Origin of the sequence: Neorhizobium galegae (assembly GCF_021391675.1) — a bacterium.
In the GTDB taxonomy this organism is placed as follows: Bacteria; Pseudomonadota; Alphaproteobacteria; order Rhizobiales; family Rhizobiaceae; genus Neorhizobium; species Neorhizobium galegae_B.
In genome coordinates this window covers 551,020-573,582 of record NZ_CP090096.1, presented here as the reverse complement: position 1 = coordinate 573,582, position 22,563 = coordinate 551,020, and the positions used below count along the sequence as shown (strand labels likewise).

Genomic DNA, 22,563 nt, shown 5'->3' with positions numbered 1-22,563 from the left:
TCATAGGGCTGGATTCCAGCAGCGCACCGACTTCCCGCCCGGCAACAGGGTAGGTTCGGGTGCGACCAGACATTCGGGCGTCGCCCTTTCGCACCGTTCGCGAAAAGCGCAACCCTGCGGCAGGTTGAGCAGCGACGGCGTCATGCCCTTGATCTGGTGAAGTCTGTGGCCACGCGTGGCATGCGAAGGAACGGAGTCGATCAGCCCTTGTGTGTAGGGGTGCAGAGGCCTCTCGATCACGTCCGCGGTGGTACCCGTCTCGACGATGCGGCCGGCATACATGACCGAGATACGGTCGGCGAGACCGGCAACGACAGCGAGGTCGTGGGTGATCCAGATGAGCGCCGTGCCGGTCTTGCGGCAAAGCTGCTTCACCTCATAGATGATCTGACCCTGGATCGACACGTCGAGCGCGGTCGTCGGCTCGTCCGCGATGATGAGCTTCGGCTTGTTGATGAGAGCGATGGCGATGGCGATACGCTGCCGCATGCCGCCAGAAAGTTCGTAAGGATAGGCTTTCAGGCGTTCATCGGGAGACGGAATGCCGACCTGCACGAGGGTATCCCTGGCCCGCCGCCGGGCTTCAGCCGTGCTGACCTGGGCATGGGCCTGGACCGTTTCGATCAACTGCGTGTCGATGCGTAGAACCGGATTGAGGGTCATCGACGGATCCTGGAAGATCATCGCGATGTCATTGCCGCGCAATTGCCGGCGTGCCTCCTCGCCCATCGAAACGAGGTCGAGGCCGTCATAGTCTATGCTGCCGTCCACGATGCGGCCGGGCGGATCGATCAGACCCAGAATGGAGAAGCCGGTGATCGACTTGCCGGAACCGGACTCGCCGACAAGCCCCAGGATCTCGCCACGACCGAGTTCGATATCGACCCCATCGACCGCTTTCACGACGCCTGCTCTCGTGGCGAAATGAGTTCTCAGCCCCTTGATCGAGAGCAGCGGCTGTCTGGTCGTCGCCGTTGCTTGCATGCTGCTCACGTCCATCACAGGGCATTCCTCGGGTTGAGAATGTCGCGAAGGTGATCTCCCACGAGATTGATGCCGACGATGGCGAGAGCGAGCGCGATACCCGGAAAGAACGAGATCCAGTACTGACCGGACAGCATGAATTCGAAACCGTTGGCGATCAGCATGCCGAGCGACGGCTGGGTGACCGGAACGCCGACGCCGAGGAAGGAAAGGGTCGCCTCCAGTGCGATGGCGTTCGCAAGATCGATCGTTGCGATGACGATCAGCGGCGGAAGACAGTTCGGCAGGAGGTGGCGGGCAATGATGCGCCGCCAACCGAGCGAAAGACAGCGGGCCGCGAGAATGTATTCGCGGTTACGCTCCACAAGGGCGGTGCCTCGGACGGTCCGGGCAAAATAGGCCCATTGCACGATGATCAGCGCGATGATCACCTTGTCCAGTCCCTGGCCGAGGACCGAAAGCATGACCAACGCCACGAGGATCGCCGGGAAGGAAAGCTGGATGTCGACGATGCGCATCAGCAGGGCGTCCAGCCAGCCGCCGAAATAGGCCGCGCAGAGGCCGACCGTCGAGCCGATCAGAAGGGAGACCGTGACGGACAGGAAGGCAACCAGCAGGCTCGTCCGCATGCCGTAGAGAACGGCGGAGAGGACGTCGCGCGCCTGGCTGTCAGTGCCGAGCCAGTGGGTGATGCCGCTGACCTCGGCGACACTGCCTGGCGGCATCTGCGAATCCAGAATATCAAGCGCACCGATATCATAGGGGTTCTGAGGCGCGATCCACGGCGCCCCAAAGGCGGGAATCGCAAGCAGAATCATCAGGATCAGTCCCGCCATAGCCAGTTTGTTTTCCCTGAACTGGACCACAAAGCGGCGGAAGGGCGATTCCTCGACGGTTGTCGTGGGTAAAACGGTGGTTGGCGTGCTCATCAGTCGCGCACCTTTTCGCGGGCACTCGGGTCGATCGTCATGTAGAGAATGTCGACGACGAGGTTCAGGATCACCAGGAAAAACACCATCATGATCAGGTAGGCGACGACCACGGGACGATCGAGGGTGATGATGGAATCGATCAGCAGCTTGCCCATCCCGGGCCAGGAGAAGACGCTCTCGGTGACCACCGCAAACGCGATGGCCTGGCCGAATTCCAGCCCTGCGACAGTGATGATCGGGATGAGGATGTTCTTCAGCAGGTGGACGTTGAGAATGCGAGAGGGGCGCAGTCCCTTGGCGCGGGCAAATTTGATGTAATCCATCGGCAGGACTTCGCGGGTGGCAGCTCTGGTGACGCGGATCATCAGCGCGGCCTTGGCCAGACCGAGCGTGAGCGCCGGCAGCGCCAGATGCTGCCAACCGTCGATCGTCAATATGCTGAGGGCGACCGGGCCGATATTGACGGTTTCGCCGCGTGCCGAGGCCGGCAGGACACCGAGATAGACCGCAAACAGCATGATCAGCATGAGGCCGATCCAGAAATTCGGCAGGCTGAAGCCGAGAATCGAGCCCGTCATGATCGCCTTGCTGGACGGGGCCTTCGGCCGCAACCCGGCCAGGATGCCCAGCGGAACGCCGACAAGGACGGAAAACGTCATGGCAACGATCACGAGTTCGACGGTCGCGGGCATGCGCTCGATGATCAGCTGCAGCGCCGGCTGACCGGTGAGAAAGCTGCGACCGAAATCACCCTGCGCGGCATTTCCAAGAAACGTCAGGTATTGAACCCATATCGATTGATCGAGGCCGAGCGCCTTGCGCAGCGCCTGACGTTCGATCTCCGTTGCCTCGGGGCTGACCAGCATCGAAGTCGGATCACCGATCAGGTAAAGGCCGACAAAGACCAGTACCGACATGACAAGGATCACGCCGAATGCCTGAAACAGTCGGTTGATAATAAAAACGGGCACTTGCCTGTCCTTCTTTCGCGTGTTCCGGCCCGCTGCGCATCGCGACGCAGGCCGGAAACTTGATTTACTTCGCGGACGCGACGTCCTGAGGCAGGGTATACTGATCGGCGCGGGCAGCGTAGGTCAGGCCCTTGCGCAGCGCCCAGACCGGCACTTCGAAATGTACCGGAATGATACCGTAGTCGGACAGAACCATCTCGTCGGCCTTCTGCAGCAGCTCCTTGCGGGCTTTGTCGTCCATCGTGGCGGATGCCTTGTCGAGAAGCGCGTCGAGTTCAGGATTGGAATAACGCCCGCCGTTCGACGTGCCCGACCCCTTGGACGGCTCGCGGGTTCCGACCAGCGACCGCAGCGTCGTGGACATCTCCCCGGTGGAATTGCCCCAGGCGGCGAGATAAGCGCTGTATTCGAAATTGTCGCGGCTCTTGAAGAACACCGGCGGAGCGGCGGCGGCGACTTCGGCCTTGACGCCGGCACGCGTCCACATGGCGGCAATCGTCTGGGCGACGCGGGCGTCGTTGACATAGCGGCCGTTCGGAGTGCCGAGCGTGATCTGGAAGCCGTTGGGATAGCCGGCTTCCGCAAGCAGGGCCTTGGCCTTGGCAGTGTCGACCACCGGTGCGGCCTGGCGTGCCTTGACCGCGCCGAACATCGGCTCGGGTAGCAGGTCTCCCGTGGCGACGGCGACGCCGCCCATCACCCGTTCGGCGATTGCCTTGCGATCGATGGACAGCGAAAGCGCTTCGCGGACCCGCTTGTCCATCAGCGGGTTCTTGTTGCCCTGGCCGGGAATGCCGGGGCTTGGTTCGCCCTTCTGGTCCAGGGCGATGTAGACGATACGCGTACCGGGGGCTTCCGCGACCGACAGCTTGGGGTTCGTCTTGAACTGCTCCAGGTCCGTTGTCGGCGGGTCTTCCATCATGTCGATGTCGCCGGACAGGAGGGCAGCGGCGCGGGCCGCCGGATTGGTCATCGGGCGATAGATCACCTTGTCCCATGCCGCGGGCTTGCCCCAATAGTTCGGATTGCGCTCCAGAATCAGATCTGCGCCCTTTTGCCAGGAAACGAACTTGAACGGGCCGGTGCCGACAAGTCCTTCGCCGCGGTTGAACTCGACGGTCGTCTTGCCTTCCGGAGCCGGGCCGGATGCTGCCGCCTTCGAGAGGATCGGCAGGTTGGCAATATCAGTGACCAGCAGGGGATAAGGCTGCTTTGTGGTGATGCGCACCGTGTGCGCATCTGCTGCCTCGACCTTGGCGATCTGACGGGTGAACAGCGTGAAAGCCGTCGGGCTGTTCGGAACCTTGGGAATGCGATCGAAGGTGAAAACCACGTCATCGGCGGTCAGCGGCGAGCCGTCTGAGAACTTTGCATCCTTCCGCAACGCGAATTCCCAGACAGTATCGCTGGTCGCCTTCCAGTTCTCGGCCAGCGCCGGCTTGGGCACCAGCTTCGGGTCCATCATTACAAGCGGATCGAACATGGCGAAGGTCACCTGCATGTTCGGCACGAGAACGTGGAACTGGGGATCGAGCGAAGACGGCTCCGATTTGACGCCGATCTTCAGATCCGCGGCAGAAAGAGACAATGCACCCACAAGAAGGAAAGCGGCCGAAGCGGCCAGCCTGGTTTTCACGAAATTCATGATTTCACTCCATTTCTGTCTTCGTATTTGTATTTCTTCGAAGACGTTCCCTTTTTACCGATTGGCCCGGATGGGCAGGTTATTGGATGCGCAGGGTCCTTTCGAACCCCGCCATGACTTCACCGACGTCGATTGCCGCTCCCAACGCCCTGGCGAGTTCGAAAAGCGGTTCGGCCGCTGCCGCGTGGCCGCTCCAGGCACAGCAGGTCTGAAATTTTGCCCGCAGATCGTCCTCGTTCAGCGGGTTCTCCGGCGAACCTTTCGGATGGCTGACCGTCGCCTCCATGACCCCGCCGTCCTTCAGATAGACCCGTGTGGTCGCCTCGAAATTCGCGCCGTCGACCATCAGAGCATTGTCGTAAGCGATCAGGCGGATGCGAGACAGCCACGCGGCAATCCGCTCATCCCGCACGCTTTCCGGCGTGAAATGCTTGAGTTCCAGCCCTCCGTCGACCAGCATTCGCGCCATGCAATAGGTGCCGCTGAACCGCGCTTCCATTTCATCGGCGGGACAGTCGAAGCGAAGGTTCCGTTTTGCCATCTCGGGCAGAGACGTCTCGATCCGGTCGATCGCCTCCAGCGAAAAGCCCGGCTCTCTCTGCAGGACTTCCAAGGCATCCACGCTACGATGGACCGCCCCGCAGCAAGGAAAACGCTTTGCGAGCAAACCGCTCGTCTCGATTTCCAGCGTCTCATCGAGACCCTCGATCATGACTTCGCCACCGATGTTGCCCGCCCCGGTCATCGCCGCAAAACCCCAGTCGCCAACAAGAGGGTCGTCATTTGCGCTGATACCCGCCATGGCGAACCGAGCCGCAAGAACGGCATTCTTCGCGGCAAGCCCGGCATGGATCGGCTTTATCATGGAACCGAATTGCAGCTTCGAACCGGCAGCCATGCTGGTTGCCGCGCTCATTGCTGCGAGCACCTGGTCCGGAGTGGCGCCAAGCAGCCGCGCGCAAGCTCCGGCAGTGCCGATAGCTCCGATCGTCGAGGTGGAATGCCAGCCGCGCTCGTAGTGAGCAGGCTGCATGAGGCGGCCAATGCGCCCCTGGAGTTCCAGCCCGACGATGAATGCGTCGATAAGCGCGGTCCCATCGATCCTGCGACCATTCACCAGAGATAAAAGCGCGGGAGCGAGGACCGCCGTCGCATGGGTAAAGGCGGGCGCAAAATTGTCGTCGAAATCAAGCGCATGCGCCGCGGTTCCATTGATCAGGGCCGCCCAGGGCGCGCTCACTCTGCCGGATGCTCCAAACGCGAAGCATTGCCCCAGGCCATCTTCCGCTATCACGTTGACGACGGAACGGGTCGAAACGTCATTCATTCCGGCGATCATACACGCAGTGATATCCGAGAACGCGTCTTCACCGCGACGGTAGGCAAGCGGACTGAAGTTGCAGGCACCGGCCGCCCACTCGGACAATATCCGAAGTGGTTTTCGCTCCTCGCCCACTTGAGAGGCTCTTTGCGCCGTCACCGCGTTCATCGTCGTTCCCATCCGGCATTCTTGCCAGTTATTGAGGCCGATGATGGCCAAAGGGATGGATATCGGCAAGAAACTAACTAGTCGGCCATGATGAATTTTAGTTATAATAGAAGTGCTGTGGATGGGCTTTGAGCCTCTCGATGCGAGATCGATAGCGCTGAGAAACTGCCGCCTGAGAGAGCAGAGGCCATGCCAAACGCCACCTGGATAACCGGAAGTTATTGGACATGCGATTGGAGAGACCGTGGATCTGAGGCAGTTGAGAAATCTGGTTCTGGTGGCGCGTTATGCCAGCTTCGGGGTCGCAGCCGAGAGATTGAATGTGACACAGCCCGCGCTCAGCAAGAGCATTCGCGCACTGGAAGAGTCGTTGGGCGTTCGTCTCCTGGATCGTGGCCCCTGGGGCGTCAAACCAACTGACTATGGTTTGCGGCTCATCGAATATGGAGAGCTCGTGCTCTCCCTGACGGACGAGGCGCGGAACGAATTGGACGCCATGCGCGGTGCCCGCCGAGGCCGGTTACGCATCGGTGCGGTCACAACGGCAATGCGGGAAATCGTACCGACCGCCATCAAGCGATTTCTCAAAGCCCAACCGGAAGTCGATGTTTCACTCAACGAGGAGCTCAGCTCAGCGCTTTATGCTTCCCTGCTCAATGGCGCCATCGACATTGCCGTGATGGCCCGGCCAAAAGATATTTCCGAAGAGATCGAATTTCTCAATTTGCTTGAAATTCCGGTCGACATCGTTGCTGACCGCGATCATGAGTTGGTGAAGCTCCCCAAAGTGAGCCTTGCCGACCTGATAGAATATCGCTGGGTGATCCCTGCCCGGCCTGAACCGGACCGGTTGGCGCTCGAGTCTCTGTTTGCTGCCGCGCAGCTTCCCCGCCCCCTTGCGATCTGCGAAACAACCTCATCAACTTTCCAGATGTCGATGATCGCCGGCTCGAAATGGCTCAGCTATCTCACCCGAACAAGCGTGTTCGTACAGGGACGCGACGCGCAGTTCGTGGCCCTTAAACTCGACAGCCGGACGTGGACCCGCAATATCGGCATAGCCTACCGGCGCCGGAGCGTCTTGCGGCCCGTGGTGATGTCATTCGCCAAGGAACTGGAAGCACTTTGCACAAAATCACCAGGATAGGACTATAGCCTGGCCTTGAAGAGATCTGAAGCAGCGACCATGCTCTTTAGAGCGAAGCAGATACCGACGAAAGATCTCGACCTCGATCCCGGCCTCGTGAAGGTGAAGTGCGGTCGTCAATCCGCCGATGCCGGCGCCTGCGATGAGTGCCTTCATGACTGGTCCCTTCCTCCCGTTTCTAGACGCGGAAAACCGCAGACCGCGACCATCTACCGCGGCGTCACGCGTCTCCTGTATTCGAGCTGCATGGCGACGAAATCGGCCGTGTTTTCCCGATAGCGCTCGCCGATGGCCTTGAGCGTCTCATCCAGCGCGTCCGCCGGTTTGCGGGCAAGCGGCGCTCCGGGCACGCGCATCGTCGAAGCGCTCGCGTTCACCTGGTCGGGAACGATGCGGATACCGGCGCGGCTCTCCACCGCATCCGCGCCGGCTGCGAAGGTCATCACACGCGAGCGGTAGGTGCGCGACCAGGCATCCGCGACGAGAGCCAGCGAAACTTCGTCCACGCCTTGAGACAGCTCGATGCCGAGCGTTTCCCGGCTCCAGAAGGCGAGCGAGTTGCCGATTGCCGTCAATGCGAAGGGCCGCGTGAACGCGAAGGCGCCGCTGTCGTGTCGCGCATCCCAATCCGCGACCCCCAGACCGGCCGCGACAGCCTGAGCTTTCTCCCGGCCCGCGATCGCCTCGATCAGCGTCAGCGACATCGGCATGGAGGCGCTGATGCCCGTCGTCGTCGCAACGCGACCGTCGACGAGGAAGCGGCGGTCGGCGACATGGCGGATGGAAGGATGTTCCTCCAGCATGGCGTCCAGCGAATACCAGTGGGTCGTGGCTTTTCGCCCGTCGAGAAGGCCGGTCGCCGCAACCACCTTGGCACCGACGCAGACGCCGATGATCATCGCACCTTTATCGGCCTGGCTCCTGATCCAGCCCAACGCTGCCGGATCATCCTCGCGTACCATGGCGGGGACGATGACGTAATCGGCGCCTTCCGGATGCTGCCTGTCGAAATCCGCGATCGTCGCCTGCGGCTCGACCTTCAAAGCCGGATAGAGCACCATCGGCCCGGGCTGCGTCGACAATGCGACCACGTCGGCCACATCGGCGCGGCGCAGGATGCCGTAGGGCATCAGGTAGTCGGTGATCTCCGTACCGTCGTTGATGCCGACGATGGCGATCACGGGACGGGCACGTTTGGGCGGCTTCAAGGCCTCGACCGTGGCGCGTGTCTCCTCGCCGGGGATAGGGCCAGGAATAGGTTTGGCTTCGCCGCCCGACGAGCCGGACGGCAGGGAGACTATCCAGCCCCCGGCGACCACCAGGAAGACCGCAGCAAGCCCCAACCCGCCCGCAAGAACAAAGCGCCACTTCATGACAGTTTCGCCGATCGATCGGTTGCCTCTGTTTGCAGGCAAAGTTACCGCTGCTATCGTCTGACTGAAATGACATTAATCGGGCAAAAACTGCCATGGCTCGCACGATTGCTCTCGTGGTGCATCCAGGTTTCCAGCTTCTCGATGCGGCCGGGCCGACGTCGGCTTTCGAGATGGCGGAGCGATTCCTGCCGGGCAGTTACGACCTGATCCTGATGGCGCCGGGCGGTGGCGAGATCGAGAGCTCGTCGGGCCTCAAACTGTCGGCAGCCCCGCTCGCGGATGGGCCGTTCGACACGGTGATGGTCTCGGGCGGCGAGATCATCCGCTCCATGGAGGCGGTGCGCGAAATTCTCGAATGGCTGAAACGCACGGACGCAAGGCGCGTGACGAGCGTTTGTTCCGGGGCCTATCTGCTCGCCGAAGCGGGGCTGCTCGACGGGCGACGCGCCACCACCCATTGGAACAGTTCGCACGATTTTTCCCGCCGCTATCCCAACATAGAAATGCACGCCGAACGCATCTATGTCCAGGACGGCCATGTCTGGACTTCGGCCGGCATTTCCGCCGGTATCGACCTGGCACTTGCTCTCATAGAAGATGATCTGGGGCCGGATATTGCGCGAAGGGCGGCACAGCAGCTCGTCGTTCATCAGCGCCGGCCCGGTGGCCAGTCGCAGTTCTCGGCGCTTGTCGACCTTGGAGGACACACCGGCAGGTTCTCGGCCCTGATCGGCTGGATGCGCGAGCATCTGGCCGAGCGGCTGACCGTCGAGCGCCTGGCCGACCAGGCGGCGATGAGCCCGCGCAACTTTGCCAGGGCGTTTACAGCCGAAACCGGCACGACACCCGCCAAGGCCGTGGAGCGCCTGCGGCTCGAAACGGCGCGGATGGCGGTCGAGACCAGCCACGCGCCGCTCGAACACATTGCCGAGGCCGCCGGTTTCGGCGACGCCGGGCGAATGCGGCGGGCGTTCCTGAGAAGCTTGGGACAGCCCCCGCAGGCGCTCAGGCGTGGATACAAATAACCTCGGACGCAGATAGCCCGTCAAAGACGCGCCTAGAACTCCTGCCAATCGTTGTTGACCGCAGCGGCCGCGGAGCCGCCGGAGAAGGCAGTGGCAACCTTGCGGGCCAGATTGCGGGCCGGCGAGGCAGCCGGCGTGTCGCGGCGATCGGCCGGACGCGGAACGTGGCGCTGACCGGGCAGCTTGAACTGGGCCAGCAGTTCGTTGAGCGATGCCGCATCCCGGGCGAGACCATGGCTTGCGGCGGTCGATTCCTCGACCATCGCGGCATTCTTCTGGGTATCCTGGTCCATCTGGTTGACGGCCGTGTTGATCTGCTGAAGACCCGAAGACTGTTCCTGGGCTGACTCCACGATCGCGTTCACGTGCCGGTTGATCTCCTGCACTTCCGAAACGATCGTTACCAGCGCCTGTCCGGTCTGGCCCACCAGCTGCACCCCGGCATTGACCTGCTCGTTGGACGTCGTGATCAGCGCCTTGATCTCCTTGGCGGCCTTGGCGGAACGCTGGGCGAGTTCGCGCACTTCCTGAGCGACGACGGCAAAGCCCTTGCCGGCATCGCCCGCCCGGGCCGCTTCGACGCCGGCGTTCAATGCCAGAAGATTGGTCTGGAAGGCGATATCGTCGATGACGCCAATGATGTTGGAAATCTCGCCCGAGGACTTCTCGATCTGTTCCATCGCCTTGACGGCGCGCTGGACGACCTCGCCGGAGTTTTCCGCGCCGCTGCGGGTGCGGGCAACCAGCGCGCCGGCCTCCTGAGCGCGCTTCGTGGCGTCCTTGACGGTGGTGGTGATTTCTTCGAGAGCCGCGGCGGTTTCCTCGACGGAAGCGGCCTGCTGTTCGGTGCGCTTGGCCAGATCATCGGCGGCTGCCTTGATCTCCGCCGAGCCGGCCTGGATGCTGCGGGCATTCTCTGCCACCTGCTCCAGGGCCGTCTGCAGCTTGGTAGCCGAGGCGTTGAAATCGTTGCGGACACCGTCCAGCGTCGCGGTGAACTGCTTTTCGATGCGATAGGACACATTACCATCGGACAGATGGCTAAGGCCTTCCGCCAGATTGTCGACGGCGAACTTGATCTCGGCGGCTTCGCGCGTCTTCTGGGTTTCGCGCTCCATGCGCTCGCGCTCGGACAGGCCGCGATTGTCTTCGGCTTCCCGTTCCAGGCGTGTGCGCTCCAGCGCGTTGTCGCGGAAGATCGCAACGGCCTTGGCCATCTCGCCGATTTCGTCCTTGCGGTCGAGGCCGTCGATGGCGGCTTCCGTCTGACTGGCAGCCAGCGAAGCCATACGCTCACGCAGGCGGGCCATCGGCGCGGTGATGCCCTTATGGGCTATTGTCATGGACAGCACGGCCGCGATCGCGATGCCTAGAAGCATGCCGCAGATCGCATAGGTGATCGTGCTGGAGACCGATTGGCTCAACGTCTTGGCGCCGTTGTTGAGGATTTCGGCCATGGCGCCGTTGTTGGCGCCGAATTTCGGCGAAAGATCGACGATCGCCTGGTCGAGCTTGGCGGAGAGCGCGCGGACTTTTTCCTGCTCGCCTGCGGTATGGGCCTTGAGAAGATCGTCGCCGACCGCCTTCAGTGCGTCTGCACCGGCAAGCAGTTCGTCGATCGCAGCCTTGCGGCTCGGCACCAGCGCCGGGATCTGGGTCAACCGGTCACGGGCGCCCGCAAATTCCTTGGAAAACCGGCCGGAAAGATCCTGGAAAGCCGCGCTTGCCGGGTCCTGGGCCAGCGCGCGGCTCAGCCATGTCGTCGAGGTCCACATGCCGGCAGCGCCGCGGGGTCCGAAGGTCGCCGCATTGCTTTCCTTCTGCAGGAAGCCGGAATAAGCCTCGTTGGCGGCGCTGAACCTGCTGGTGACATACATCAGGCCTGCAAGGGAAATGACCGCGAGGATGGCAATCGCCATGAGAAATTTTGTCTTAATCTTTAAATTCTTGAGCATCAGATACCTCGAAAAACGCTGAGAGAGCGACAGAGCATCAAAAAGTGAAAAATGCCGGAGCCGTGCCGGACGGTGCACATCATGCGCATGGTGATCGAACTTGATCCTTCGTTTTTCATAAGCGCTTTTTCATAATAAAATCTTACTCTTGCCGCAGCGCGTCAAATGTTCATCCGGACCTCCCGGGAGGATTACACCACTGCTTAACCAAAGGCGGCAGAAAGCAATCTTGTTTGTTGCGACGCACAATGGACTGCCTTTAACTGTGAGGCGGACCGTGGTCTCGGTTCCCCGTCAAACCGGGCAAATTGATATGAAATCAACTATCCATAATCGAAGGATTTCAACGTGAATTTTTCACGCCGCAACATCATGACGCTTTCAGCGGCCGCCCTGGCAACCGCCTTCCCGAAAACGGCATCCGCGCAAGCGATCGGCTTTACGCCGAGCCCCATCTATCCCGATCCGGCCATCCAAATCCTCGATCCGAGCTTTGCGAAATATCGTGTCGCCAGCAGCTCGCTCGAACAGGTCGCAACCGGCGCTCGCTGGCTGGAAGGTCCGGTCTGGTTCGGCGACGGGCGTTATCTGCTTGTCAGCGACATTCCGAACAATCGGGTCATGCGCTATGACGAAGCCAACGAGAGCTGGAGCGTCTACAACGCCAACGCCAACTATGCCAACGGCCACGCCCGCGACCGTCAGGGCCGATTGCTTTCCTGCGAACATCTGACACGTCGGGTCACCCGCACCGAATATGACGGGTCGATCACCGTGCTCGCAGACAACTACAACGGCAAGAAGCTCAACTCCCCGAACGATATCGTCTGCAAGTCGGACGGCTCCATCTGGTTCACCGACCCGCCCTTCGGCATCGCCGGCGAGTGGGAGGGCGACAAGGCCACGGCGGAGCTGCCGCACTCTGTCTATCGCATATCGCCGGACGGCAAGCTTGGCCTCGTCACCGACGAGCTCAAAGGCCCGAACGGCCTCGCATTTTCGCCGGATGAAAAGAAGCTCTACGTCGTTGAAGGCCGCGCATCGCCATTCCGCATCATCTGGAGCTACGATGTCGGCGCAGACGGCGTGAGGCTTTCGAACAAGACGGCGCTGGTAACGGCCGACGACAACGGCGGCCTCGATGGCTTCAAGATCGACGTCGATGGCAATCTCTGGTGCGGCTGGGGATCGAACGGCGCTGCAGGGGCCAAGCCCGAGGATCTGAACGGCGTCAAGATATTCAACCCGGCCGGCAAGGCGATCGGCTTCATCAAGCTTCCGGAGCGGTGCCCGAACCTTGTCTTCGGCGGCCCGAAGAAGAACCGCCTCTATATGGCGAGCAGCCACTCGGTCTACGCGATCTACGTGGAAACCCGCGGCGCCGTTTAATCACCGCGACGAAATCCGAAGCGGCCGGCCGTCAGGTCCGGCCGCTTTCGCCGTGGCCGTCGATGCGCCACGCTTTCCCCGGCAATCCGCATCGCCGCGCCGTAGCCTTGCTATGCTCGACAGCGGGTCCCGAGCTTAGGCCGGACGCCGCGATATCTACCTCGTCTTCCGGCGGAAAGCCCAAAAAACTCTTTTCTGTACCCCGCCGACAGCGATCGGAGCTTCGTCATTCTCGAGCATGCGGATGATCTGGTTTATCTAGGCCGATAGGCAAAGACCTTACCGCAACTTCAACATCAACGCCCTACCTTTAGCCCCCCGATTTTCAGGGGTCGGTCATGTTTTTTTAACATTCGTCAGTTCTTATCAAGCCAATTGCGAATCTTGCTCAAATTTTTCGAAATCAATCTCAAAGAGCATTTTACGGGGGCTACATTATGCGGACTGGCTGTCGGTTTCACGGGACCAGGAAACAGACGCTACTTTCGGGGGTCTGCGGGGCGGCGTTGCTGTTGGGCTTCTGCTTCGCAATGCCGGTTGCGGCCCACGCCGTTGACTGGCACGGATTGACGAGCAGTGACTGGACGGACGGGAGCAACTGGGCAGGCGGCAGTGCGCCCGGCGTTGGCCAGGTCGCCAACATCAGCACCGGGGGGCACCCGGGGTTACACCCGTCGTCCTCGGCGTCACAGGGCCGGCCAACGTTACGGTCGGGACGGTAACCGTTGGACAGGGGGGACCAGTGCCCGGCATCCTGACGATCCAGAATGGCAGCACCCTGACTAGCACTGGTACTTCCCGGCTGGGCGGAGCAGGGGGAACCACCGGTATCGCCACCATCACCGGACCAGGATCACAATGGACTGCAACAGGCACTTTTTATATCGGATTTCTTAGTAGGGGCATCCTCAACATTGGGAATGGCGGGCAATTCAACGCGGTCACCACAGTCCTAGGTAACATCGCCGGCTCTTCCGGCACACTCAATATCAGCAGCGGCGGGATACTGCAGACCCAATCCTTTCGGGGCGGTGCCGGCGCAAGTCAGGCCAATTTCGACGACAGCATTCTGCGCGCGACTGCCGCTAATGCGACCTTCATCAACGGATTTACCGGCACCGAGCTCAACCTGCTCGCGGGCGGGCTGACGATCGACACCAACGGCTTTGCCGTGGCAACGGATGCCGCGTCCGGCTTCAGTGGCGTTGGCGGCCTCACCGTCACCGGTGGCGGCATTTTCAACCTGCAGGCAAACAGCATCTACTCAGGCGAGACCCAGATCGACTTCGGCAGCAGCCTCGCCCTGACCGGCGCTGGCGCCGTCGCCAATTCCAGCCGGGTTGTCGCAGACGGCGCCTTTAACGTTTCGGCAGCCACGGCTCCGGCCATCCAGAGCCTGGCCGGCGGCGGCACCGTGCTGCTTGGCGCTCAAACCTTGACGATCACCAATGCCAACGACACGTTCGCCGGCGTCATCGGCGGCACGGGCGGATTGACCGTCACCGGCGGCAGCCAGACGCTTTCGGGCGTCAACACCTATACCGGCGCGACGACGGTGAGCGGCGGCCGGCTGGCCGTCAACGGCTCGATCACCAGCCCGGTCGCGACCTCGGGGGCCGGCATTCTCGGCGGCACCGGCACGATCTTCGGCGATGTGACCAATGCCGGCACGATAGCGCCCGGCAATTCGATCGGCACGCTGACCATCGCCGGCAACTATACCGGCACGGGCGGCACGCTCGAAGTCGAGGCCGTGCTCGGTGGGGATGCCTCGCCGACCGACCTCCTCGTGGTGACGGGCAATACCGCGGGCACGACGAACGTCACGGTCATCAATCTCGGCGGCGGTGGCGCGCAAACCGCCGAGGGCATCAAGATCGTCGATGTCGGAGGCGTGTCCGGCGGCACTTTTTCGCTGCTCGGCAGCTATGTGTTCGAGGGCGATCAGGCCGTGGTCGCTGGTGCATATGCCTATCGGCTCTACCAGGGCGGCGTCAGTACGCCTGCCGACGGCGACTGGTATCTGCGTTCCGCGTTGCTTAATCCTGTCGGCGCCCCCATTGGACCGCTATATGCGCCGAGCGTTCCTATCTATGAGAGCTATGCCGGCGTGCTGCAGACGCTCAACGAATTCGGCACGCTGCGCCAGCGCAACGGCGGGCGGGCGATCGACGAGGGGTTAGCGGAGAACGATCCCGCCAAGGCGATCTGGACCCGCATCGACGGCACGCATGCCCATTTCAATCCGAGAACGTCGACGACCGGCACCGAATACGATGTGGACACCTGGACGATGCAAGCGGGCATCGACGGAATGCTGCATGAAAGCGCCGCCGGCGCCCTGATCGGCGGCGTCAGTTTTCACTTCGACACGGCCTCGGCGGATATCTCTTCGCGCTTCGGCAAAGGCAGCATCGATACGACAGGCTATGGCTTCGACGGCACCTTGACCTGGTACGGCAATAGCGGCTTCTACGTCGACACGCAGGCGGCTGCCACCTGGTATGACAGCAACCTCAACTCCTCGACCCTCCAATCCACACTTGCCGACAGCAATGACGGCTTCGGTTATGGCCTCAGCGTCGAAGCCGGACAAAAGATCGCCCTGACGCGCCAGTGGTCGCTGACGCCGCAGGCGCAGCTGGCCTATTCCTCCGTCCGCTTCGACGATTTCACCGACGCCTATGGCGCTGCCGTCTCGCTGGACGACGCCGACAGCCTGACCGGCCGCCTCGGCATCTCGGCCGATTATGACAGCGACTGGAAGGACGAGACGGGGGGATCAGCCGCTCGAAGTTCTACGGCATCGCCAATCTCTATTACGACTTTCTCGACGGTTCGAATGTCGATGTCTCCGGGCTCAACGTCGTCAGCGACAACCAGCCGCTCTGGGGCGGCCTCAGCCTGGGCGGCTCGCTCAGCTGGTCCGACGACCGGTATTCAGTCCACGGGGAAGCCTTCGCCCGCACCAGCCTCAAGGACTTCGGCGACAGCAACGCCATCGGCGCCAAGGTCGGGTTCAGCATGAAGTGGTAGCGAGACCGGCGCCCGTCGACCGGGGCGCCGCGATATCTACTCCGTCTTTGCGGCGGAAAGCCCGAAAAACTCTTTTCTGTATCCCGCCGACAGCGGTCGGAGCTTCGTCAAATTCTTGAGAACCCGGACAGGCCGCTTCAGAACGTTCCTGTTCAGGAAATACATATGGATCAGGCTCGGCGCCTTGCTGTGCGATCCCTTGTGGGCGACACGGTAGACCGCCCCCCTGAACGGCAGCGCGTTCAGGGGCGTACCGCGTTCGGCCAGAATGGATTCTATGCGGACGTGGCTGCCAAGCATGTCCTTGATCCATGGGAGGGAAACGTCTTCCGCCTTTGCCGGCAGTCCGTAGAGGTCCGAACGAATGATCAGCGACGTTCCGCAATAGTGGTTGAACTGGTCGCGGCACAACAGAATGCTGCCGCCATCGTCCCAGATATAGCCCTTGTCGATCGTCCAGCCGTTCTCGTTCGGGTTCCGGGCGGCATATTCGGTAATTCGGGCGCTGACGAAATCGTCATCGTCGACGATCATGAAGAAGCGGCAATCGCGGGCAGTCAGCATGCCGGCAAGCACGCGGCGGCCTTTGTCGGCGCGGAATGAATCGAGAAAATCCTCTTCCGTCGCATCGCCCCGATCGTGGATGTCGTTCGGCGGAAAGTCCACCCAAGCCACCGAGAACTTCTCCGGCAGGACAGGAAGATCGGCACCCCTGTTGGCGACGATCACACCCCGCCAGTCAGGATTGGTCTGGTTCGCGATGGACGCCACGGTCTGCGTCAGGTTTCGCTTCAGGATGCCCCAGTCGCGCGCGTTGTCCTGATGCCGTACAGGGATGATGAAGGTCACAACACTCATAACAGCCTCCGGTCGTTGATCTCAGGCAGCGTCATGCCGCGACACCCGCCTGCTCTCTTGCCCATCTGATGCCGTCGTCGAGCGAAGTCGCCTTGTAGGAGAGATCGGTGCCTCCTGAAAAGGCGTTCATGAATCGGCGGATCTTTCCGTAATTGTTGTCGAGCACCGCATGGCTGCGTCCGATGAGAAGCGAGCAGATATGCACATGCAGCCGGTCGGTCACGATCGCCTTGCCGCGGGAAATCTGGCTTATGCCGCGCTGGAAACGGTTGTTGGCCGCGGCATCCAGTTTGCGCAGCCGCATTTCAGAAGGGGTGAGATGCAGCAGTGCCGAGGCCGCCCCGAGCGCTTTTGCAACGCGCACCTTCGATCGGCTCTCGGTAATCCAGTCTTCCTTGGGGATGTCCGGATAGGCGGAAAAGTCGACCGTTCCGACCTGCTCCTTGTCCTGGCGGAGCATTGCGAGGACCGGAAATTCCGGCGCGGCCGGCTCTATCTTGCCGATGCAGAAGGCCATGTCCGGGCACAGATAGACCTGGCAATCGAAATTTTCCTTGGCGAACTGAAACGACTCCTCATCGCGCACCAGGAGCACGAAATTCTTGTGCTTGCCGATCGCGCGCTTGCTCTGCTCCAGCCGTTCTGCGGACTTGTAGTGAATCGATTGCGGAAACTGGACGATCTGCCGGTCGGGAAACAGCTCCATCACGCGCTCCCGGAAATCCTGGTGAAAGACCCATATATCGCCGAAATTGCCACCCCCATGGATGAAGATCGGGCCGTTCGGGGCAGAGCTCTTGAGTTCATCCGGTGAAAAATCATCGGTCGTGCAGACGTAGGAAGGCCGCTTTGCATACCGCTGCTGCAAATAGGCCATCTCTCCCAGCCAGATCGCGGAATCTCCGCAATTCCTGATGTCGGGAAAGTCCAGTATCGCTATCGGTTCATCAGGCCGGATGAACTCCTTAAGGCAATCGTGGGTCCTGTCCTGAAGCTTGGTGATAAGTTCGGATTGCTGAGCACCTGACATTATGCCTCTCTTTCAAAAGTTTAGAAGAACAAGCCCCGCGATCAGGCGTGGCTGACTTTGGACAAGACCTTGGCGGCGATCTTTCTGACTTCAGTCTCCGGACCGTTCGGACGATCCATAACCAGCCAGAGAAAGATGCTGGAGCCGCAGTAGAGAACGCCTCCAAGGCAGATAAGGGCGGCAAGCTGGAGGACAAGCCCGGTATGCGTGGTCTCGATGCCCATGTAGCGATCGGCAAGCGAGACGCCGGCCGCCATGACGGCCGAGCTGGCAAGCGCTCTGAAATTTGCCCATAGCTGTGCGGAGACCGAAACGCTTATGAAGCGCTTCACGATGATCATGTTCACGAAAGCGCTGAAGAGGCCGGTAAGCACACGGCTGAATATCAGCCCCGGAAGCCCCCAGAACACCAGGCCGATCGTAATCACCGGAATCCGGACGAGAAGCATCTGCGCGTCGCGGATGAACAGGGTCCGGGTTTGCCCCAGCGCCATGCCGAGAGGCTGATTGAGAGATCCCAAAGTCTGCAGCGCATAAACAGAGGCCAGCGCCTGGATGATGAAAATCACCGGAAGCCACTTTTCGCCAAGCACGAGCCTGACCAGGGGATCTGCGATGACCGCCATCCCTATCCCGGCGGGCAACGCGACCGCCGTCAGCAATGCCTGCGTTCGCTGATAGGCTGCGGCAAGACGCGCGGGATCGTGGCGGACATTGGCAAAAGCGGGATAGATGGTGGCGGTCAGCGGCGCGGTCGCCTCGCGCGTGGGCGTCATCGCCAGCTGCCCTCCCAGCGAATAATATCCCAGGGCAGAGCCGGTCAGCAGCTTGCCGATGAGCAGGTAGTCGAAACGCCAATTGAGCGTGTTGACGATCTGCCCGGCGGTAATCCAGATCGAAAACGAAAAGAATTCGCGCATATGGGAGAAGGTGATCCGGGGACGGAACGGCAGGATGAAATAGGACGCCACGACATTGGTGATCTGCATCACCAACGTGCCGACCACCAGCGCCCAATAGGTTTGATAGATGACGGCGATGGCGACGGTTGCCACAAATCCGGCAATCTTCTGGGCCACGTTCAGCACGAACTCCTGCCAGAAAATCAGCTCCCGCTGGAGCATGATCCTTCGCGGATTTGCGAACCCGTTGATGAGGAGGCTAAGGCTCAGGACAAGGAGGACGCCGAAAAGGCGCGGCTCGTCGTAGATGAGGGCCGCCGGATAGGCGAGTGCGGCGAATAAAGCGCATAATATCAGGCCGCGGGTCGCAGCCAGTGTCCATGCGGCGCTGAAATGGGACTCCCCCGGAGCCTCGTGACGGATAAGCGCTTCGTTCAACGAAAGCTCGGTTATCGTCGTCACGATGGCGAGCATGGTCGTCGCGAGCGCTACGAGGCCAAAATCCGACGGCAGCAGATACCAGGCCAGGATGATGGTACTGAGGGTCGACAATCCATTGACGATGATCCTCGAGAAGGAGACCCAGAGACTTCCGGTTACCAGGCGGTCAGCGATGCTCATGACCGACCTCTTCGAGACAAATACCGATCGTACGTGAACGACATCATTCCGTAGCTACCCTCTTTCGCGGAGTTTCGGCTCCTTTTCAAGCCGCAGGCTCCGCGCCCATGATGCGTGAGATCTCCTTGCCGCATTAAAATGGGCGGGCCTATCTGCTGGACACTTCGGTCATCGATCTCTCCATGCAATTTTTCCCCTAGTAGCTTAGCCCGCATTCTCAATGACCGAACCGGTCGATCGTCTCGTCCGACGGCGCGATCCGGCAGCCTTGGCCAAGGCTGCAGACCGCCGACGATCTAGTTGGCCGGAAATGATGTTGGTTTTGTGGTGCCGTTCGCAAGTGCGAAGAGCAGGTGCACAATGTCGAGAGGATGCGCGCGTTTCCAGCGTTTGTCGTCCGATTGCTTTTGGCATTCCCGCGATCGGGCGTTAATACATTTGCCAAGGCGAAGCCGTCGATGGGGACGATGGGCTGCCGTCTGAGTCCGTAGAAAGAATAAAGGCCTATCGGGAAAACGCGATGAGTGAATGCTGTTCAGGATCGAGACGGGAAACGGGCCAGGGAATATTCGACACACCTGCAAACACGATCTCTCGCGGCCTCCGGGGGGCAACGATTGCCGTCAAGGGTGGCGACACGTTCGTCGGAACCCATGATCCGGTGATTTCCGCCGATGGCGAGGGGCCGGAGCGCAAGGTCTCGCTGCAGGATTTTCACCTCGAGGCCGAGACGGTCACGATCGGCCGGTTTGCCGAATTCGTCGAAGCGACCGGGTATGTGACGGAATCGGAACGCTTCGGCTCTTCCGCCGTGTTCGCGCCGCTGCTCGATGACATCAGCCTTGCGACGGGTGGTGTCGTCGGTACCCCGTGGTGGACGCGCATCGACGATGCCACGTGGCGTCAGCCGGAAGGTCGGGACAGTTCGATCGACAATCGGCTTGACCATCCGGTCACCCACGTCTCCTGGAACGACGCGCTCGCATTCGCGCAATGGGTCGGCGGCCGCCTGCCGACGGAAGCGGAATGGGAGCATGCCGCGCGCGGCGGAAACCGCCGCCGGCGGTATCCCTGGGGCGAGGAGGAGCCGAGCGACGAGGCGATCTTCTGCAATATCTGGCAGGGCCGCTTTCCCGACACCAACACGCTGCGGGACGGATATTTCGGCACCGCGCCGGCGCGCAGCTTCGCCCCGAATGAGGCTGGTTTCTACAATCTCGCCGGCAATGTCTGGGAATGGACCGCCGATCCTTTCAAGGTGCGCTCACTGTCGAAACAGGCGAAGGCGCGGAACGAGCATGCCAGGCGCTTTTCCGACAAGGTGCTGAAGGGCGGTTCGTTCCTCTGCCACAAAAGTTACTGCTATCGGTACCGGATCGCAGCGCGAATGGGCCTTTCCCCGGACAGCGCCTCGAGCAATACAGGCTTCCGGGTTGCCTATGATGTCGTACCTGGAAAGGATAATGGCGCTTGATCGCAGGTGGCGCCTCAGTCGGATCGACCGAAGAGCTCCGCATGCCTTTGCCGGAGGCGATCAGTATCGCGCGTCAGGCGCTCCGGCGAAGGGATCGACGGGACTGTTGCGATTCCACGGCCTCCGCCCCATCAGCGCATCCACCACAGCGGCCTGCATCGCCTCGTGGGTGGAATAGGCGTTTATATAGGTCGGCACCCGGGGGGCGTCGTAGAGATAATAGGGAAAGCCGAAGGAAATCATCACCGTCGGCAGGCTCGTCCACGGCCGTTTCATGGCGGCCCTGAAATCTCCATGAAGTGCGCGCCAGTCCAGAAAAATACGCCCGCGCGTCAGAAGCGTCTCCTCGCCGAACAGGTAGAGGACGAGGTCGTGCCCGTCCGTATCGAGCGGCGTGCCATAGGGATGGAGGGTCACCTCGAAGCCCTCGGCAGCCAGCATGTCCGGCAGCTTGAAATCCAGCCTCGCATTCTGCATCGGCTCGACGATCCCGCCGGAAACGACAAGGATGCGGCGATGCTTTTCGCGATCGAGCGGCAGCGTGGCATTCCTGTCCTTCACCAGTGTGGGCGCGCGAGCGAAGGCTTCGTGGGCGAGCTTTTGGGCGGGAGCCGCACCGGCATGGATGGGCATCTCGACGCTGCGATGCAGGCCGAGCGACGCCTTGAGGGCGAGGACGCGTGTGACCGCGTCGTGGAAACGCTCCGCCGGAATGCGCCCGGAATGGGCGGCGTCACGCACAGCCGCGATTTCCGCCTCCGGTCTGGAGGAGAAAAGAACCATATCGCAGCCACTCGCGATAATCTCGATCTTCGCGTCATGCGCCGGCATTACCCCCGAAAGGCCGGCCATCTCGCTGGCGTCGGAGACGATCAGGCCGTTGAAGCCGAGTTCGCCCCGCAGCAGTGCTGCATTGAGGGGCGCAGAGACCGAAGCCGGCAGATAGGCTTCTTCGCCTGCATCCGGATCGCGTTCCAGGACATAGGCCGGCAGCGCGATATGCGCCGACATAACCGACTTGACCCCCTGATCGATGGCCGCCTTGTAGAGCAGGCCGAAGGTGGCTCGCCATTCTTCCATCGATAGGGGATTGATGGTGGTGACGAGGTGCTGGTCACGTTCGTCATACCCTTCGCCCGGCCAATGCTTCACGGTTGCGGCAAGGCCGAGGCGCTGGAAGACGCGCATCTGCGCAAGTGCGTGACGTTCGATCAGCGCCGGATCCGAGCCATATCCGCGGGTCGCCACGATCGGGCTGCGAAAGGCCGCATTGATATCCAGCACCGGCGTGAATGACCAGTTGATCCCGACGGAGCGGGCTTCGCGCGCCATCAGGTCGGAGATCGCCTCCGACAGCTCGACATCATCGACGGCGGCCAGGGCCAGTGGATTGGGAACGGCCGTGCCGAAGGGGAGGCTCATGCGTGAGCCTTCGAGATCGGCGGAAACGAGCAGGGGGACCCCGGCCCTGGCTTGGATCGCTGCCATATGCGCGCGTTCCCCCGTGCCGTCGGCGCCGAAATAACGGGTGATGCCACCCGGCTGCAGCTCGCCGAGGCGGACGATCTCCGTCTCGCGGTCGTCCCCGCGCGAATTGAGATTAAAAAGCTGGGCGGCGCGCGCGGTATCGTCCAGGGCCTGGAACGTCCGAGTCACCCAGTCGAGGGCTTCGCGATCGAGATTGAAGGGCGATTTCGTCAGATGATCCAGTGTCGATGGCATCGATCCC

The 22,563-nt window shown here is 61.5% G+C and carries 15 protein-coding genes and 2 pseudogenes; 5 read left to right on the top strand and 12 right to left on the bottom strand.

Features of this window, described 5'->3' with window-relative positions:
* The 5 genes from LZK81_RS25425 to LZK81_RS25405 all read right to left on the bottom strand — a co-directional run bounded on the left by LZK81_RS25425 (position 1) and on the right by LZK81_RS25405 (position 6,021).
* Entirely contained in the window at positions 1 to 999 is a 999-nt protein-coding gene (locus LZK81_RS25425; protein ID WP_233957770.1) for an ABC transporter ATP-binding protein, read from the bottom strand.
* Positions 999 to 1,913: an ABC transporter permease gene (locus LZK81_RS25420; protein WP_233957769.1), complete on the bottom strand. Its 915-nt coding sequence runs from the start codon at positions 1,911 to 1,913 to the stop codon at positions 999 to 1,001. Before LZK81_RS25420 ends, LZK81_RS25425 begins: the two co-directional genes overlap by 1 nt.
* On the bottom strand, positions 1,913 to 2,833 hold the full coding sequence (locus tag LZK81_RS25415; RefSeq protein ID WP_418936528.1) for an ABC transporter permease: 921 nt from the start codon (positions 2,831 to 2,833) through the stop codon (positions 1,913 to 1,915). Before LZK81_RS25415 ends, LZK81_RS25420 begins: the two co-directional genes overlap by 1 nt.
* A gap of 118 nt (positions 2,834 to 2,951) precedes the next feature.
* On the bottom strand, positions 2,952 to 4,532 hold the full coding sequence (locus LZK81_RS25410; RefSeq protein ID WP_233957767.1) for an ABC transporter substrate-binding protein: 1,581 nt from the start codon (positions 4,530 to 4,532) through the stop codon (positions 2,952 to 2,954).
* Between the two features lie 79 nt (positions 4,533 to 4,611).
* Positions 4,612 to 6,021, bottom strand: coding sequence for an MmgE/PrpD family protein (locus LZK81_RS25405; RefSeq protein WP_326491531.1), 1,410 nt, complete (start codon positions 6,019 to 6,021; stop codon positions 4,612 to 4,614).
* A 244-nt stretch (positions 6,022 to 6,265) separates the two neighbouring features.
* Between LZK81_RS25405 and LZK81_RS25400 the strand changes: the two genes are divergently transcribed.
* Complete coding sequence (locus LZK81_RS25400) at positions 6,266 to 7,168, top strand: LysR family transcriptional regulator (protein WP_233957765.1); 903 nt, start codon at positions 6,266 to 6,268, stop codon at positions 7,166 to 7,168.
* Positions 7,169 to 7,231: 63 nt separating this feature from the next.
* Here LZK81_RS25400 and LZK81_RS25395 read toward each other — a convergent pair.
* Positions 7,232 to 7,324, bottom strand: a pseudogene (locus LZK81_RS25395) (NAD(P)-binding protein); the annotation flags it as partial.
* 53 nt (positions 7,325 to 7,377) lie between these two features.
* Positions 7,378 to 8,541 (bottom strand): DJ-1/PfpI family protein, encoded by a 1,164-nt coding sequence (locus LZK81_RS25390; protein ID WP_233957764.1) that lies wholly within the window; start codon positions 8,539 to 8,541, stop codon positions 7,378 to 7,380.
* A gap of 95 nt (positions 8,542 to 8,636) precedes the next feature.
* Here LZK81_RS25390 and LZK81_RS25385 point away from each other — a divergent pair, with 95 nt between their 5' ends.
* Positions 8,637 to 9,569, top strand: a complete 933-nt coding sequence (locus tag LZK81_RS25385; protein ID WP_233957763.1) for a GlxA family transcriptional regulator — start codon at positions 8,637 to 8,639, stop codon at positions 9,567 to 9,569.
* Positions 9,570 to 9,601: 32 nt separating this feature from the next.
* On the opposite strand, the gene LZK81_RS25380 is transcribed toward LZK81_RS25385, so the two are convergent.
* Positions 9,602 to 11,524, bottom strand: a complete 1,923-nt coding sequence (locus LZK81_RS25380) for a methyl-accepting chemotaxis protein (RefSeq protein ID WP_233957762.1) — start codon at positions 11,522 to 11,524, stop codon at positions 9,602 to 9,604.
* A 348-nt stretch (positions 11,525 to 11,872) separates the two neighbouring features.
* Here LZK81_RS25380 and LZK81_RS25375 point away from each other — a divergent pair, with 348 nt between their 5' ends.
* Positions 11,873 to 12,913 (top strand): SMP-30/gluconolactonase/LRE family protein, encoded by a 1,041-nt coding sequence (locus LZK81_RS25375; RefSeq protein WP_233957761.1) that lies wholly within the window; start codon positions 11,873 to 11,875, stop codon positions 12,911 to 12,913.
* Positions 12,914 to 13,350: 437 nt separating this feature from the next.
* Positions 13,351 to 15,949, top strand: a pseudogene (locus LZK81_RS25370) (autotransporter outer membrane beta-barrel domain-containing protein).
* A gap of 36 nt (positions 15,950 to 15,985) precedes the next feature.
* On the opposite strand, the gene LZK81_RS25365 reads toward LZK81_RS25370, so the two are convergent.
* Genes LZK81_RS25365 through LZK81_RS25355 form a run of 3 tightly spaced genes read right to left on the bottom strand, consistent with a single transcriptional unit; the run spans position 15,986 to position 19,360 of the window.
* A complete protein-coding gene (locus tag LZK81_RS25365; protein ID WP_233957760.1) occupies positions 15,986 to 16,807 on the bottom strand; it encodes a galactosyl transferase in 822 nt (273 codons plus the stop codon).
* A 31-nt stretch (positions 16,808 to 16,838) separates the two neighbouring features.
* Complete coding sequence (locus LZK81_RS25360) at positions 16,839 to 17,837, bottom strand: polysaccharide pyruvyl transferase family protein (protein ID WP_233957759.1); 999 nt, start codon at positions 17,835 to 17,837, stop codon at positions 16,839 to 16,841.
* A gap of 41 nt (positions 17,838 to 17,878) precedes the next feature.
* Positions 17,879 to 19,360 (bottom strand): lipopolysaccharide biosynthesis protein, encoded by a 1,482-nt coding sequence (locus tag LZK81_RS25355; protein WP_046604979.1) that lies wholly within the window; start codon positions 19,358 to 19,360, stop codon positions 17,879 to 17,881.
* Positions 19,361 to 19,880: 520 nt separating this feature from the next.
* On the opposite strand from LZK81_RS25355, the gene LZK81_RS25350 reads away from it, so the two are divergent.
* Positions 19,881 to 20,834, top strand: a complete 954-nt coding sequence (locus tag LZK81_RS25350; protein WP_233957758.1) for a formylglycine-generating enzyme family protein — start codon at positions 19,881 to 19,883, stop codon at positions 20,832 to 20,834.
* Between the two features lie 60 nt (positions 20,835 to 20,894).
* Here the strand turns inward: LZK81_RS25350 and LZK81_RS25345 are convergent, their stop codons facing one another.
* Positions 20,895 to 22,556: a glycoside hydrolase family 3 protein gene (locus LZK81_RS25345; RefSeq protein WP_233957757.1), complete on the bottom strand. Its 1,662-nt coding sequence runs from the start codon at positions 22,554 to 22,556 to the stop codon at positions 20,895 to 20,897.
* Between the last annotated feature and the right edge of the window lie 7 nt (positions 22,557 to 22,563).

Bases quoted from the DNA above. Each gene is read 5' to 3' on its own strand.
- LZK81_RS25425 (WP_233957770.1), bottom strand. From the start codon at position 999: ATGGACGTGAGCAGCATGCAAGCAACGGCGACGACCAGACAGCCGCTG.
- LZK81_RS25420 (WP_233957769.1), bottom strand. From the start codon at position 1,913: ATGAGCACGCCAACCACCGTTTTACCCACGACAACCGTCGAGGAATCG.
- LZK81_RS25415 (WP_418936528.1), bottom strand. From the start codon at position 2,833: ATGTCGGTACTGGTCTTTGTCGGCCTTTACCTGATCGGTGATCCGACT.
- LZK81_RS25410 (WP_233957767.1), bottom strand. From the start codon at position 4,532: ATGAATTTCGTGAAAACCAGGCTGGCCGCTTCGGCCGCTTTCCTTCTT.
- LZK81_RS25405 (WP_326491531.1), bottom strand. From the start codon at position 6,021: ATGAACGCGGTGACGGCGCAAAGAGCCTCTCAAGTGGGCGAGGAGCGA.
- LZK81_RS25390 (WP_233957764.1), bottom strand. From the start codon at position 8,541: ATGAAGTGGCGCTTTGTTCTTGCGGGCGGGTTGGGGCTTGCTGCGGTC.
- LZK81_RS25385 (WP_233957763.1), top strand. From the start codon at position 8,637: ATGGCTCGCACGATTGCTCTCGTGGTGCATCCAGGTTTCCAGCTTCTC.
- LZK81_RS25380 (WP_233957762.1), bottom strand. From the start codon at position 11,524: ATGCTCAAGAATTTAAAGATTAAGACAAAATTTCTCATGGCGATTGCC.
- LZK81_RS25365 (WP_233957760.1), bottom strand. From the start codon at position 16,807: ATGAGTGTTGTGACCTTCATCATCCCTGTACGGCATCAGGACAACGCG.
- LZK81_RS25360 (WP_233957759.1), bottom strand. From the start codon at position 17,837: ATGTCAGGTGCTCAGCAATCCGAACTTATCACCAAGCTTCAGGACAGG.
- LZK81_RS25355 (WP_046604979.1), bottom strand. From the start codon at position 19,360: ATGAGCATCGCTGACCGCCTGGTAACCGGAAGTCTCTGGGTCTCCTTC.
- LZK81_RS25350 (WP_233957758.1), top strand. From the start codon at position 19,881: ATGAGTGAATGCTGTTCAGGATCGAGACGGGAAACGGGCCAGGGAATA.
- LZK81_RS25345 (WP_233957757.1), bottom strand. From the start codon at position 22,556: ATGCCATCGACACTGGATCATCTGACGAAATCGCCCTTCAATCTCGAT.